Genomic DNA, 13,942 nt, shown 5'->3' with positions numbered 1-13,942 from the left:
TTGCGGGGGGGGGGGGTCAGACGGCGGCGGGACGCTCGGCCAGCGGGCGACGGCGGAGCTCGGGGCGGAGGAGCGCCGGCGGCTCGTACTGCTGGTCGAGGCGGGAGACGTCGGCCCCCGGCGGGACGATCGTGTCGATCCGGTCGAGGACCTCGTCCGTCAGCGTGACGTCGGCGGCGGCGAGCAGGTCCTCGAGCTGCTCCATCGACCGCGGCCCGATGAGCGCGCTCGTCACGCCGGGGTGCGCGATCGCGAAGGACAGCGCGAGGTGCGTCATCGGGATGCCCGTGTCCGCGGACAGCGCGGCGACCTGCTCGACGGCCTCGATCCGCCGCTCGTCGCGGTTGTGCCGGAACATGCCGACCCGGGCCAGGTCGCTCTCCTGCCCGCGCCGGAAGCGCCCGGTCAGCATGCCGCCGGCGAGCGGGCTCCACACGAGGGTGCCCATGCCGTACCGCTGTGCGACCGGCAGGACCTCGCGTTCGATGCCGCGGTTCAGGATCGAGTAGGTCGGCTGTTCGGACCGGAAGCGCTCGAGTCCCCGACGCTCCGAGGTCCACTGCGCCTCGACCTGCATCGAGGCCGGGAAGTCCGACGAGCCGATCGCCCGCACCTTGCCGCTCCGGACCAGGTCCGTGAGTGCCGAGAGCGTCTCCTCGAGGTCGACCGTGTCGTCCGGCCGGTGTGCCTGGTAGAGGTCGATGTGGTCGGTCTGCAGCCGGCGGAGCGACTCCTCGACCGCGGTGGTGATCCACCGCCGGGAGTTCCCGCGCCGGTTCGGGTCGGTGCCCATCGGGCCGTTGAACTTCGTGGCGAGGACGACCTGGTCGCGGCGGCCCTTGATCGCCTTGCCGACCAGGACCTCGGAGCCGCCCTGCGAGTAGCGGTCGGCGGTGTCGATGAGGTTGATGCCGGCGTCGAGCGCGCGGTGGACGATGCGGACGGAGTCCTGCTCGTCGCCGTTGCCGATGCTCCCGTCGGTGCCGAGCATCATGGCGCCGAGCGCGAGGGGACTGACCTGGATGCCGGTCCGGCCGAGGGTGCGGTACTGCATGTGGTGCCTCCTGTCGGTGGCGTCCCGGGGCCCGTCGCGGTATCGTGGCCGAAGCGGAACGCTCTTCCGGAAGGATACGGAACGGCTTTCCGTTTCCGCAACCCCCGATCGGAGGACCCGTGCGCGCCGACGCCCGCCGCAACCTGGACGCCCTGGTCGACGCCGCCCGCGAGGTCTTCGCCGACCAGGGGGTGGACGCCCCGGCGAAGGTCGTCGCCGATCGCGCCGGCGTCGGTGTCGGCACGCTGTACCGGCACTTCCCCCAGCGCTCGGACCTCGTCGTCGCGGTCTTCCGCCAGGCCGTCGAGGAGTGTGCGGACGCCGCCGACGAGCTCCGTGCCGCCCACACGCCGGACGAGGCGCTCGCGCTCTGGCTCCGGCGCTTCACCGGGTTCGTCGCCACGAAGCGCGGGCTCGCCGCAGCGCTGCAGTCCGGCGACCCGGCGTTCGAGGGGCTGCACCCGTGGTTCATCGACCGTCTCGGGGGCGCGCTCACCGAGCTGCTCGACGCCGCGTCGGCGGCGGGGAGCATCCGGAACGACCTCGATGCGGGGCAGCTGCTGCGCGCCGTCGCGGACCTCTGCCACGGCGCGCCGACGACCGAGCAGAGCCAGCACCTGGTCGGCCTGCTCGTCGACGGGCTCCGCTGGCGCGCGAGCGCCTGATCCGCCTCAGGCCGGCGGGTGGAGCCGCTCGCGGGCGGTGGCCCGGACCGCGTCGGTGACCCGCTCGAGCAGGGGCGACGCCAGGTTCCACCGCTGCCACCACAGCGCCACGTCCGCTCGACGGCCCGGCGTGAGCTCGACGAGCTCCCCGGTGCGCAGACCCGCGAGGCACTGCGCCTCGGGCAGCATCCCCCAGCCGAAGCCGAGCGACACCGCGCGGGCGAAGTCGGCCGAGGTCGGGACGAAGTGCCGCGGACCGCGAGGAGCGTGACCGAGCACCCGGCGGAGGTACCCCTGCTGCAGGTCGTCGTCGCGGTCGTAGTCGACGAGCGGGACCCGGTCGAGCCGGTCGGTCATCCGACGCTCGGTGTCGGCGCCGGCGAGGTAGCGGTCGACGAACGCCGGTGATGCGACGGCCCGGTACCGGTCGACGCCGAGCGGGACGGAGGAGCACCCCTGCACCGGGTCCGCCTCCGCCGTGACCGCGGCCATCACGGTGCCCGCCCGGAGGAGCTCCGCGGTGCGGTCCTGGTCCTCCCGGTGCAGGTCGAACACGACCTCGGTGTCGGCCCGCACGAGGGCGAGGGCGTCGAGGAACCACGTGCCGAGCGAGTCGGCGTTGACCGCCAGCGGGATCGACGGCACCGCCGGGCCGTCCGCGCCCCCGACGGCTCCGAGCGCCCGGGCGGTCTCGTCGTCGAGCAGACGTGCCTGCCGAGCGTGCCGCAGGACGACCTCGCCGTCGGCGGTCGGCGCCACCGGGGTGGTGCGCTGGAGGAGGACCCGTCCGAGCTGCTGCTCCATCGCCTTGATGCGCTGCGAGACCGCCGAGGGGGTGATCGCGAGCGCCCGCGCCGCGGCGTCGAGGGTCCCGTGGTCGACCGCGGCCAGCAGGGTCTCGAGGTGGTCGCGTTGCAGCCGGAGCATGCAGCGCAGCTTACGACGCTGCAGCAACGTGAGCTGGACTGCAGGTCGGGCCGTGCCTAGCGTCGAGATCGTGACCGCACTGCTCCCCCTGCTCGCCGGACTCGGCACCGGCCTCGCCCTGATCGTCGCGATCGGCGTGCAGAACACGTACCTGCTCCGGCTGGCCGTGAGCGCCTCCGTCCGGGTCGTCACCGCCGCGGTCGTCGTGTGCGCGGTGTCGGACGCGGTCCTCATCGTCGGCGGGGTGCTCGGCGTCGGGGTCGTGGTCGAACGGTTCCCGGCGGCGCTCGTGGTGGTCCGGTTCGTCGGGGCGGCGTTCCTCGTGGTCTACGGCGTGCTCGCCGCGCGGCGGGCGCTGCGGCCGTCGGGCGACGTCATGCGGGTCGAGGAGGACGCCGCGGACGACGGTGTGGTGGTGCCGGCCGGCGCCGCGTCGGCGGTGGGCGCGCCCACGCACGCGACCGACGGACGATCCGTGGCGGAGCGTCCGACCGTGTCCGGACCGGACTCGACCGACGGACCGGAGCCGGCGGGGCGGACGCGCGCCGTGCCTCCCGTCCGGTCGGCGGTACCGGTGCCGTCGCTGCGGACGGCCGTCCTGACCATGCTCGTGTTCACGTGGGCGAACCCGCACGTGTACCTCGACACCCTCGTGTTCCTCGGGTCGGTGGCGAACCAGCAGGGCCCCGAGGACCGCTGGTGGTGGACCGTCGGCGCGGTCGCGGCGAGCTGCGTGTGGTTCGGTGCGCTCGGGTACGGCGGCCGGCTGCTGCGCCCGCTGTTCGCGCGGCCGACGACCTGGCGGGTCTTCGACGGGCTGGTCGCCGTCGTGATGCTCGGCTTCGGCGTCGCGCTCGCCGTCGGCGCCTAGCCGACGAACCACGGAACCGACGTGGAACCAGCCCCGGGAGCTGGTTCGACGTCGGTTCCGTGGTTCGAAGCGGCGAGCAGGCGCGCCGTGCCGCGGCGAGCGGCCGCTACCGCAGGCCCTTGCCCACCCGGCTGTGCCGACGGCTGTAGCCGAAGTAGATCGCGAAGCCGATCGCCAGCCAGACGATGAACCGCAGCCAGGTCTCGACCTCGAGGTTGAGCATGAGCCAGAAGCACAGCACGGCCGACAGGATCGGCAGCACCGGCACCCACGGCACCCGGAAGGCACGCGGTGCGTCGGGGCGGGTCTTCCGGAGCACGACGATGCCGATCGACACGAGGACGAACGCCGACAGCGTGCCGATGTTGATCATGCCCTCGAGCTTGTCGACCGCGGTGAACCCGGCGATGAACGCGACGACGACGCCCGCGACGACCTGCACCCGGACCGGGGTCTGCGTCTTCGGGTTCGTCTTCGAGAACCAGCGCGGCAGCAGGCCGTCGCGGCTCATCGAGAACACGATGCGGGACAGGCCGAGCAGCAGCACCATGACGACGGTGGTCAGGCCGATGAGCGAACCGATGGCGATGATGCCCGCGGCCCACGGCAGCCCGACGATGTCGAACGCCGATGCGAGGGACGGCGCGTCCTCCTGGGCCAGGCGCTGGTAGGACACCATGCCGGTGATGACGATGCTGACACCGACGTAGAGCAGGGTCACGATGCCGAGGCCGATGAAGATGCCCCGCGGGAGCGTCTTCTGCGGGTTCTCGGTCTCCTCGGCGCTGGTCGCCACGACGTCGAAGCCGATGAACGCGAAGAACACGAGCGACGCCGCGGCGAGCAGGCCGAAGACGCCGTACTGCGCGGGCGCCTGACCGGTGACGAAGGACACGAGCGACTGCGTCAGCACGCCGCCCTCGGCGCCCTTCGACGGCTCGGCCGGCGGGACGAACGGGGTGAAGTTCGCGGCCTTGACGAAGAACGCGCCGGCGACGATCACGAAGACGACGATCGCGACCTTGATGACCGTGATGACGGCGGAGACGCGGGACGACAGGCGCGTGCCGAAGGCGAGCAGCACCGTGAAGACGCCGACGATGAGGACCGGCCCCCAGGTGAAGCCGATCGGGCCGAGCTGGATCGTCGACGGCAGGTCGATGCCGAACACCCCGAACGCGGTGCTCAGGTAAATGCCCCAGTACTTCGCGATGACGGCGCTCGCGGTGAGGGTCTCGAGGATGAGGTCCCAGCCGACGATCCAGGCGAGCAGCTCGCCCATGGTCGCGTACGTGAACGTGTACGCGGAGCCCGCGACCGGGATGGTCGAGGCGAACTCGGCGTAGCACATGATCGCCAGGCCGCACGTGACGGCGGCGAGCAGGAACGACAGGATGACGCTCGGCCCGGCGAAGTTCGCGGCGGCGTTCGCCCCGACCGAGAAGATGCCGGCGCCGACGGCGACCGCGATGCCCATCGCGGCGATGTCGAAGGTCTTCAGGGACCGCTTGAGGGAGCGGCCCTGCTCCTCGGAGTCGGCGAGGGAGGCCTCGATCGACTTGATGCGCAGGGGTGGTGCCATGGGGGATCCCGTCGTCGGCTGGCGGTGGACCCCGTGAGGGTACTGGTGTACCACTCCGGCTCGCAAAGTGTGTGACCGGCGGGTCGACGGTCGGGAGGCCCGGTGCCGGCCCGGCAGGACGGCGCACCCCGACCGCGGTGCGGGTCAGACCCCGCGGCGCCAGTCCGCCAGGAAGCGTGCGCCCGCCTCGTCGTGGATCACGCCGTCGGGCGCCGTCAGCACCGGGTACGGCGTCTCGGGCACCCCGTCGGCCGGACGCACGTCGACGTGCGCGACGTCGTGCCCGTTCGCGTGCAGCCAGTCCGCCATCGCGTAGTCGCTCCGCGAGTCGCCGACCGTCCGCCAGGTCACGGGCAGCTCGCCGTCCTGCGCGAGCAGCTCGAGCGCGCGCTCGGCACCCATGTCCTTGCCCGACCGGTCCGACTCCACGTCGGTCGAGATGATCGTCGGATCGACGCGCCACTGCACGGCGCCGTCGGCGTCGGGCCGGACGTCGTCGAGCCGGCGGACGCCGAGGCCCCGTCGCTCGAGCGCCGCCATCGCCTTCGCGTCGAACTCGGCCTGGCGGGCGAGGTAGGCGGCGTTCGGGACCTCGACCAGCTGCTCGATCGACACCATCGCGTGCTTCGTCTCGTCGAAGAACACCAGGTCGGCGTACTCGGTACGGACGAGCTCGCGCATCTCGTCGGCGAAGTCCCGCGGCAGGGCGAGGTCCTCGGCGATCTCGAGGTCGCTCATCCCGCCCTCGTACTGCGGCCCGATCGAGCACCACACCGCGCCCTTCTCGCACACGGCGTGCACCCGACCACCGGCAGCCAGACCGCCGTCGAGGAGCGGACCGACGACCTCCTGCCGGATGAACGCGTCGCTCCGGCCGGTGTTGAAGACGATCGGGACGCCCTCGGCGGCGAGCGCGACGAGGTCCGCCACGATCGAGGGGATCGCGATCGTCCGGGTCACCGGGCTCGCGATGGGTCCGTCGACGTCGAGCAGCAGGCCGAGGCGGGGAGCAGTCACGTCCTCATCCTCTCGCACGGACGACCGCCGGGCCTCACTCGGCGGCGGGGACCTCGGCGAAGCGGTCCACGAGGTCGCGGAGCACGCGCGCGTCGGGCACGTGCGCCTGCCCGGCGACGACGAGGTGGTGCGACCCCGGCAGCGCTTCGGCCAGGGCAGCGGCCGCACCGCGCATCCACTCGGGGTCGCCGTCGCCGGACGCGACGAGCACCGGCACCCCGATCGAGGCGACCACGCGCTCGGGCACGGACAGGCCGTTGAGCACGCGGACGTCCCGCGCCAGGACGTGCGCGTCGGCGAGGAGCGCGCGCCACAGCCCCGGCTTGAGCCGTGCGGCGGCGATGAAGGGGATCGGGACGCCGAGCACGCGGGACAGGAACGCGCGGACCGCCTGTGCCCGACGCCCGGCGGCGACGTGTCCGTCGAGGAAGTCGGCGAACAGGACGTCGTCGCCGTGCGGGTCGACCGTGGCGCGGTACGGCGGCTCCCAGAGCACGGCCCGACCGAACGGCACGCCGGCCGCGAGCCCGCGGAGCACCACGCCGGCCCCGACGCAGGAGCCGACGGCGTCGACCGGTCCGTCCACCGAGGCCACGACGGCCGCGAGGTCCTCGACCTCACGGTCGATCGACCAGGGGGCGGTGTCGCCGCTCGCACCACGACCGCGGCGGTCGTAGGTGACGACCCGGTAGCCGTCCCGCAGTGCCGCGACGATCTTGTCGACCGCCGGGGTGCCGTGGTGGTCCCACGCGCCGCCGACCACCACGAGCGCCGGACCGGAACCGGTCTCGGAGACCGCGATGGGGGTCCCGTCGGCGGACACCACCGTGCGGTCGACGTGGTCGGGTGCCCCGCCGGAAGGGGGGTGCTGGTCGGGGTGCGTCGATCGGGGCATGGGTCCTCACGAGGTGGTGCGACGGCGCTGCGTCGGGTCCTCGGGACGGACCGTGCGGGTCGGTACCCCGAGCATGGCAGCCCGGGTCTCCCCCGTCACCACCCGCAATGAGGGGGAGCGCTCCAGCCACGGACGGCCGGGTCGTGTCGCACGGATTGGTGTCACACGAGCGCGGTGACGCCGACCGACTCCCGCTCGAGGAGCGAGCGCTTCACGTCGAGTCCCCAGGCGAAGCCGCCGAGTGTGCCGTCCGAACGGAGCACGCGGTGGCACGGCACGAAGAGCGCGGGGGCGTTGCGCGCGCAGACGCTCGCCGCCGCACGCACGGCGTCCGGTCGGTCCATGGCGGCCGCGAGCTCGGTGTACGTCAGGACGGTGCCCGCGGGGACCGCGCGGAGCTGCCGCCAGCCCTCCGTGAAGAGCTCCGTGCCGTACTGCCGGACCGGCACCTGCATCGCGTGCTCGACCTCGCCCGCGTAGTAGGCGTCGACCGCGTCGGCCGCGGTGACCCGCCCCTCGGTGACCCGCTCCGGCCGGTGCCGGACGGCCAGGCGCCCGAGCAGCCGCGCGGGGTCGTCCGTCCACCCGGAGGCGAGCACGCGCCCCTCGCCGTCCTCGAGCACCGAGAACGGCCCGTCGGGGGTGTCCAGCGTCTGCAGGGTCGCCGTGTCGGTCCCGGCCGGCCGTGCCGTCGCGCGCTGCGCCGTCGTCCTCGCCGTCGTCGTCGTTGCGGTCATCGTTCGTCCTCCTGGTGGTTCGTCGTGGCTGCCGCCGCCTCGGCCGTCGCGCTCGCGCGGTCGACGATCGGACGCCAGCAGTGCATCGTCAGGTAGCTCCGCCACGGCGCCACCTGCTCCGACCGTAGGGAGAGCTCGCGCACGCCACCGGGCAGCCCGAGTTCCTGTGCACCGTTCCGCACCGCGAGGTCGCTGTGCAGGAAGACGTCGGGGTGGTGCCGCACCCGCAGGGCCACGTAGTCGGCGGTCCAGGGCCCGATGCCCTTCACCGCGAGGAGCCCGGCGCGCAGGTCCGCGAGCGACTGTCCGCCGTCGACGACGAGCGACCCGTCGGCGAGCGCCCCGGCGACGCGCAGGATCGTGTCGACGCGGGCGGCCGGACCGCGGAGGACCTCGTGCCCGCGGTCCGCGATCACCGTGGCGGTCGGGAAGAGCAGGCCGCCCTCGGCCAGCGCCGGGTCCACCGCGTCGCCCAGCGCCGCCACGAGCCGGGTCTGCGCGGTCCGGGCGGCGGCGACGGAGACCTGTTGGCCGATGAGGGTGCGGAAGACGACCTCGTGCGCGTCGACCGCGCCCGGCAGCCGGATGCCCGGGACGCGGGCGACCGCCGGGGCGAGGACGGGATCGGTGCCGAGGACGGCGTCGACCGCGACGGGATCGGCGTCGAGGTCGAACAGGGCCCGTACCCGCGCCACCAGTGTCGGGAGGTCGGAGAGCGTGGTGAGCCGGACGCGGAGGGCGAGTCCGGGGCGCCCCGCGCCCGAGCCGGCCGTGCCGGGGACGGGGGCCGAGGCGGTGAAGCGGGCCGGGCCTCCCGGCAGGGCGAGCAGGCGACCGTACGCGGTGACGCGCCCCGTCGCGTCGCGGTCGACGTGCTCGAGCCCGGGCAGGGCGTGGAGCGCGTGCCAGTCGAGCAGGCCCTGCAGGTCGAACGGCGGACGGGCGGGCAGGTGGACGTGCAGCCAGCCGTCGTCGGCGGCCGTCGGCGCGGACACCCGTCGGGCACGGAGCTCGGTGGGGGTGAGGGCGAAGACCTCGCGCACCGTGTCGTTGAACTGACGGACGCTGGTGAACCCCGCGGCGAAGGCGACGTCGGCGACGGGCAGGTCGGACGAGGTCAGGAGCGTGCGCGCCGTCTGGGCGCGGTGGGCGCGGCTGAGGGCCTTCGGTCCGGCCCCGAGCTCCTCGGTCAGGATGCGCCCCAGCTGCCGCTCGGAGTAGCCGACGCGTGCGGCGAGGCCGGGCACGCCCTCGCGCTCGACGACCCCGTCGAGGACGAGTCGGACGGCGCGGCCGGCGACGTCCTCGCGGAGGTCCCACTCGGGGCTGCCGGGTGACGCCTCGGGCAGGCAGCGCCTGCACGCGCGGAACCCGGCGAGGTGGGCGGCGGCGCTCGTCCGGTAGAACGTCACGCCCTCGGTCCGCGGGGTGCGGGCGGGGCAGCTCGGGCGGCAGTAGATGCCGGTGGAGTGCACGGCGGTGACGAACTGCCCGTCGAAGCGGGCGTCCCGCGAGGCGACGGCGCGGTACCGCTCGGCGTGGAGCGCGGCGCGGTGGGCCTCTGGCGGTGCGGGGTCGGTCACGCGGCCAGCCTGGCACGGGCGACCGACAGGCACTGGCGGGAATCGGACACGGCAGCGGCGGGCGGGCGGAGGGTCGGCCGAACGGGGGCGGGTGGTGATCGGGGTCGGCCGGGAGGCGCGACTACCGTGGGCATCGTGACCTCCGTCGACGACGTGACCGGGCCCGCCGACCTGCCGTACCGCACCGACGTCGAGGTGGTGGTGCTGCTCGTGTCCCCGCGGCACCGCTACGAGGGGCGGCCGGCGGACGGGGCGCTCCCCGCGGACGGGCCGGAGCTGCGCGACCGGGTCGCGGTGCGGGCCGGCCTCGGCATCGTCGGCGACCGGTACTTCGCCGCCCGGGCGCACGTGCACGCCACGGTCACCGTCATCGGTGTGGAGGGGCTCGAGGACGTCGGGCGCGCGCTCGGCACGACGGTCGACCCCGCTGCGACCCGGCGCAACGTGGTCCTCCGCGGCGCCGACGTCGAGGCGCTCCGGGGCGAGCCGTTCTCGTTGCAGGTGCCCGGCGAGGAGCCCGTGCTGTTCCGGGGGTACCGCCCGGCGAACCCGTGCGCGTGGATGGACCACGAGGTGGCTCCCGGCGCCTTCCGGGCGATGCGCGGGCGGGGCGGTGTGCGCTGCGACCCCGAGTCCGACGGCGTGCTCGCCCTCGGTCCCGCGGTCCTGCGGACGGCGCGGCCGGTCGCGCGCTGAGCCCTGCCCCGGTCCCGGTCCCGGTCCCGGTCGCGCTTCCGGTCGCGCTTCCGCGAAACGCAACGTGGGCGGTTCCTCGCAGCGGTACAGCGCTGCGAGGAACCGCCCACATTGCGTGTTGCGGCGGGGTCGGCGCGTCAGGCGGTGAGCGCCTGCTCGATCGCGTCGACGAAGGCCGGCAGGTCGTCGGGGTTGCGCGAGGTGATCAGGCCGCCGTCGACCTGGACCTCCTGGTCGACCCACTCGGCACCGGCGTTGCGGACGTCGGTCTGCAGCGAGGGGAACGAGGTGATGGTCTTGCCCTGCAGGACACCGGCCTCGATGAGGGTCCACGGGCCGTGGCAGATCGCCGCGACGGGCTTGCCGGCCTCGGCGAACGCCTTGACGAGCGCGACCGCGTCGGAGTCCTGGCGGATGGTGTCCGCGTTGATCGTGCCACCGGGGACCACCAGCGCGTCGTAGTCGCCAGCGCCGTTGACACTGCCGATGGTGGTGTCGACGGACACCGACTTGCCCGGGTCCTTGTCACCGACGAGGGTCTCGATCGAGCCGGACTCCTGACCGGCGACCGTCACGTCCGCGCCGCGCTCACGGAGCTGGTCGGTGGGGACGACGATCTCGTCCTGCTCCACGCCGTAGTTCGTCGCGATGACGAGGATCTTCTTGCCGTCGAGGGCTGCCATGGTCGCTCCTTCTCCGGGCCGGGATCGTCCGGCCGCACCAGCGGTCGAGGGTTCCGGCCGCTTGCTCCACGGTCGTCGGGTGCGGCTGGAGATGTTCGCAGTCCGGAGGCGGCGTTCAGCCCCGGATGCGGAAAGCGGACCCTTCGTGCGTGACCTCGAGTCCGTCGTACCCCGCGATGCGCGGCAGCCCCGCGGTGACCGGCGCCTCGAGCGTCCCGACGACGACGGTGGTCGCGCCGGAGGCGACGGCGGCCTCCACCCCGGCCGGGGCGTCCTCGAACGCCAGGCAGCGCTCGGCGGGGACCCCGAGCAGGGCGGCGCCCCGCAGGTACCCCTCGGGGTGCGGCTTGCTGCGCTCGGCGTCCTCCGACGGCACGAGGGCCTCGGGGACGGGCACGCCGGCGGCGATCATGCGCTTCACCGCGAGCTCCCGTGGGGCGCTGGTCACGAGCGCGACGGGCACGCCAGCGTCGACCAGGCGCTGCACGAAGGCCCCGGCGCCCGGCACCTCGACGATCCCCTCGGTGTAGTCGATCTCGGCGGCGATCATCGTGTCGACGATCACGCGCTGCTCGTCAGGCGTCAGGTGCGGCAGGAAGCGCTGCACGGTGTCGATCGTCTGGCGGCCGTGCGAGAACCCGAGGATCTCGGCCGGGTCGATGCCGTGCTCGGCGCCGAACCGGCTCCACGCGGCCTCGACCACGGTGGTCGAGTCGACGAGCGTCCCGTCCATGTCGAACAGGACCCCGGACACCACGACGTCGATCACACGCCCGACCCTAGCCGCCGCGAGACTCGGCCACGCGAGCCGCACCAGCACGCGCGCCTGCACCTACCGCGCACGCACCCACCGGGTCAGGAGCACCCCGCCGTCGCCGAGCAGCACGTGCGCCGGCCGCATCCGCCGGAGCTCCGGCGACGAACCCGTCGCGATCCGCGGTCCCTCGCCGCCCTCGAGCGACGGGTCGACCGTCAGCGTCAGCTCGTCGACCGCGTCCGCCGCGACGAGCGCCCCGAGGAACGACGGCCCGCCCTCGCAGTGGATCCGGTCGAGGCCCCGAGCAGCCAGGGCGTCCCGCACCGCACCCACGTCGACAGCAGCGGGACCGCACGCCACCATGTCGGCGACCGACGCCAGGGCCCGTCCGGACGACGACGCGGCCCCGTCCGCCGAGGTCAGCACGACCGGCCGCACCGGCGCCTCGGTGAACACCCGCGAGGACGCGTCCAGCGACCCGGAGTTCGTGACGATCGCGAACACCGGGTGGTCCGGCATGCCGTGCTCCCGGCGCCACGCGACGTCCTCGTCGCGCAGCACCATCGGCCCGTACTCCTCGTCGCGCACGGTGCCCGCGGCGACGAGCACCACGTCGGCCACGCGGCGGAGCAGGTCGAACACGCGCAGGTCGTCGTCGCCGCCGAGCGATGCGGTGCGACCCGATGCCGAGGCCGAGCCGTCGAGCGTGGCCACGAAGTTCACGCGCAGCCAGGGGCCGTCCGGGACGCCGTCCGTGTAGTGGTCGAGCAGGTCGTCGTCGGACAGGCCCGCGATCGACGTCGGCAGGAGGGACGTGCTCACGTGTTGTGCCTCGCTTCCACGGGTTCGCGCCAGCCGAGGACCGCCTCGACCATGCGCATGGCGTCGACGCTCTCGACGACGTCGTGCATCCGGACGATCCGCGCCCCGAGCATCGCGCTGACGGTGGCGGCGGCCAGCGATCCGGACAGCCGCGAACCACGGGGGCGCCCGAGGGACTCCCCCACGAAGTCCTTGTTCGACACCGCGGCGAGCACCGGGTAGCCGAGCGCGACGACCTCGGGCAACCGCCGGGTCAGCTCGAGCGTGTGCACCGTGTTCTTGTTGAGGTCGTGCCCGGGGTCGACCACGATCCGCGACCCGGGGATGCCCGCGGCGAGCGCCCGGTCCACCCGCTCGCGCAGGAAGTCCACGACCGAGCCGGTGACGTCGTCGTAGGTCGGGGGCGTCGGCAGCTCCTGGCGCGGTGGCGCGGTCGAGTGCGTGATGACGATGGTGGCGTCGGAGTCCGCGACCACGGACGCCATCCGCGGGTCGGACAGTCCGGTGGTGTCGTTGACGACGCTGGCACCGGCGGCGATCGTCGCCGCCGCGACCTCGGGCCGGAACGTGTCGACCGAGATCACGACGTCGGACTGCTCGGCGAGCCGGGACACGACCGGCAGGACCCGGTCGATCTCGTCCTCGGCGGACAGCTCCGGGCCGGGCGCGAACTTCACCCCGCCGATGTCGACCCAGTCCGCGCCCTGTTCGGCTGCGCGGACGGCGGCCTCGACGGCGCGGTCGAGCGCGAAGGTGGCGCCCTTGTCGTGGAACGAGTCCGGTGTGCGGTTCACGATCGCCATGACGGCGATGCGGTGGTCGAAGTCGAAGGTGCGCCGACCGATCGTGCGGACCGGGTCGCGCAGGTCCGGCACGACCCAGCCCGGTCGGTCGGCCGGAAGGCTCGGGGTGCGCTGCTCGTTCGTCACGCGTCCGCCCCGTGGTCGGCTGCGTGGTCGTGCCCCGCACCGTCGGCAGCGCCGACGCCCGCCCCGATCAGCGCGATCGCCTCGGCCCGCCCCGCCGCGTCCGCGAGGGTCCCGGTCGCCGCCACGGTGACCGTCGACGACCCGGACTGCCGCTCGCCGCGGGCGGTCACGCACTGGTGGGTGGCGTCGAGCACGACGAGGACCCCGGCGGCGTCGAGCCCCTCCGCCACGGCCTCGGCGACCTGCTCCCCCAGGCGCTCCTGCAGCTGCGGCCGCGAGGCGACGGCATCGAGCACGCGCGACAGCGTCCCGAGTCCGATGAGCTGCTGCCCGGGCGCGTACGCCAGGTGCGCGACGCCGGTGAAGGGCAGCAGGTGGTGCTCGCACATCGAGCGGAACCGCACATCGCGGACGACGACGAGCTGCCCGCGCTCCCCGTCCTCCGAGTGCACCGCCCCGGACCGGGCGATCGCGGTCGCGTCGACCCCGATGCCGGCGAAGAACTCGACGTAGGAGTCCGCGACCCTTACCGGCGTGCGCTCGAGCTCGGGGCGGTCCGGGTCCTCACCGACGGCGAGGAGGAGTTCGCGCACGGCGGCTTCGATGCGCACGCGGTCCAGGCGTTCGTTCACGCGACCATCCAACACCGTCGGTCTGGCCGCAGAGCGCGACCACCTGCCGGAGGTGCCGCGTTCCGCCCGGGTGGGCCGCGCCTCCCGGCCGG

Annotated in this window: 15 protein-coding genes; 3 read left to right on the top strand and 12 right to left on the bottom strand. The window is 74.0% G+C overall.

The features are described from left to right. Positions 1-16: 16 nt before the first annotated feature. Positions 17-1,054: an aldo/keto reductase gene (locus Cus16_RS13845; RefSeq protein ID WP_069713233.1), complete on the bottom strand. Its 1,038-nt coding sequence runs from the start codon at positions 1,052-1,054 to the stop codon at positions 17-19. A gap of 119 nt (positions 1,055-1,173) precedes the next feature. Here Cus16_RS13845 and Cus16_RS13840 point away from each other — a divergent pair, with 119 nt between their 5' ends. Beyond that, the gene (locus Cus16_RS13840; RefSeq protein ID WP_069713232.1) at positions 1,174-1,719 is read left to right on the top strand and encodes a TetR/AcrR family transcriptional regulator; all 546 of its coding nucleotides are present in this window, start codon (positions 1,174-1,176) and stop codon (positions 1,717-1,719) included. A gap of 6 nt (positions 1,720-1,725) precedes the next feature. Here the strand turns inward: Cus16_RS13840 and Cus16_RS13835 are convergent, their stop codons facing one another. Then, the gene (locus Cus16_RS13835; RefSeq protein ID WP_069713231.1) at positions 1,726-2,646 is read right to left on the bottom strand and encodes a LysR family transcriptional regulator ArgP; all 921 of its coding nucleotides are present in this window, start codon (positions 2,644-2,646) and stop codon (positions 1,726-1,728) included. Positions 2,647-2,716: 70 nt separating this feature from the next. On the opposite strand from Cus16_RS13835, the gene Cus16_RS13830 reads away from it, so the two are divergent. Then, entirely contained in the window at positions 2,717-3,517 is an 801-nt protein-coding gene (locus Cus16_RS13830; RefSeq protein WP_069713230.1) for a LysE/ArgO family amino acid transporter, read from the top strand. A gap of 106 nt (positions 3,518-3,623) precedes the next feature. Here the strand turns inward: Cus16_RS13830 and Cus16_RS13825 are convergent, their stop codons facing one another. The 5 genes from Cus16_RS13825 to Cus16_RS13805 form a co-directional block, all read right to left on the bottom strand. Continuing rightward, positions 3,624-5,099, bottom strand: coding sequence for an APC family permease (locus Cus16_RS13825; protein WP_069713229.1), 1,476 nt, complete (start codon positions 5,097-5,099; stop codon positions 3,624-3,626). Positions 5,100-5,243: 144 nt separating this feature from the next. Further along, the gene (locus Cus16_RS13820; RefSeq protein WP_083263991.1) at positions 5,244-6,116 is read right to left on the bottom strand and encodes a hypothetical protein; all 873 of its coding nucleotides are present in this window, start codon (positions 6,114-6,116) and stop codon (positions 5,244-5,246) included. A 34-nt stretch (positions 6,117-6,150) separates the two neighbouring features. After that, a complete protein-coding gene (locus Cus16_RS13815) occupies positions 6,151-7,011 on the bottom strand; it encodes an alpha/beta fold hydrolase (protein WP_069713227.1) in 861 nt (286 codons plus the stop codon). 161 nt (positions 7,012-7,172) lie between these two features. Next, complete coding sequence (locus Cus16_RS13810) at positions 7,173-7,748, bottom strand: methylated-DNA--[protein]-cysteine S-methyltransferase (protein WP_083263989.1); 576 nt, start codon at positions 7,746-7,748, stop codon at positions 7,173-7,175. After that, positions 7,745-9,331, bottom strand: coding sequence for a DNA-3-methyladenine glycosylase 2 family protein (locus Cus16_RS13805; protein ID WP_069713226.1), 1,587 nt, complete (start codon positions 9,329-9,331; stop codon positions 7,745-7,747). The genes Cus16_RS13810 and Cus16_RS13805 overlap by 4 nt, the downstream gene beginning before the upstream one ends. Positions 9,332-9,466: 135 nt before the next feature. Between Cus16_RS13805 and Cus16_RS13800 the strand changes: the two genes are divergently transcribed. Further along, the gene (locus tag Cus16_RS13800) at positions 9,467-10,027 is read left to right on the top strand and encodes a molybdenum cofactor biosysynthesis protein (RefSeq protein WP_223246629.1); all 561 of its coding nucleotides are present in this window, start codon (positions 9,467-9,469) and stop codon (positions 10,025-10,027) included. A 137-nt stretch (positions 10,028-10,164) separates the two neighbouring features. On the opposite strand, the gene Cus16_RS13795 is transcribed toward Cus16_RS13800, so the two are convergent. The 5 genes from Cus16_RS13795 to folE form a co-directional block, all read right to left on the bottom strand. Then, complete coding sequence (locus tag Cus16_RS13795; RefSeq protein ID WP_069713225.1) at positions 10,165-10,710, bottom strand: type 1 glutamine amidotransferase domain-containing protein; 546 nt, start codon at positions 10,708-10,710, stop codon at positions 10,165-10,167. 115 nt (positions 10,711-10,825) lie between these two features. Then, positions 10,826-11,479 (bottom strand): HAD-IA family hydrolase, encoded by a 654-nt coding sequence (locus tag Cus16_RS13790; RefSeq protein WP_083263988.1) that lies wholly within the window; start codon positions 11,477-11,479, stop codon positions 10,826-10,828. A gap of 63 nt (positions 11,480-11,542) precedes the next feature. Beyond that, positions 11,543-12,289, bottom strand: coding sequence for a pyrimidine reductase family protein (locus tag Cus16_RS13785; RefSeq protein ID WP_069713224.1), 747 nt, complete (start codon positions 12,287-12,289; stop codon positions 11,543-11,545). Beyond that, a complete protein-coding gene (gene folP, locus Cus16_RS13780; protein WP_069713223.1) occupies positions 12,286-13,218 on the bottom strand; it encodes a dihydropteroate synthase in 933 nt (310 codons plus the stop codon). The genes Cus16_RS13785 and folP overlap by 4 nt, the downstream gene beginning before the upstream one ends. Continuing rightward, positions 13,215-13,850 carry a GTP cyclohydrolase I gene (folE, locus tag Cus16_RS13775; protein ID WP_223246628.1) on the bottom strand — a complete coding sequence of 212 codons (636 nt, stop codon included), beginning with the start codon at positions 13,848-13,850 and terminating at the stop codon, positions 13,215-13,217. Before folE ends, folP begins: the two co-directional genes overlap by 4 nt. Positions 13,851-13,942: the final 92 nt, after the last annotated feature.

Origin of the sequence: Curtobacterium sp. ER1/6 (genome assembly GCF_001742745.1) — a bacterium.
GTDB lineage: Bacteria > Actinomycetota > Actinomycetes > Actinomycetales > Microbacteriaceae > Curtobacterium > Curtobacterium citri.
Note: the sequence above shows the minus strand (reverse complement) of the source record. Positions and strands in the feature narration are given on the sequence as shown.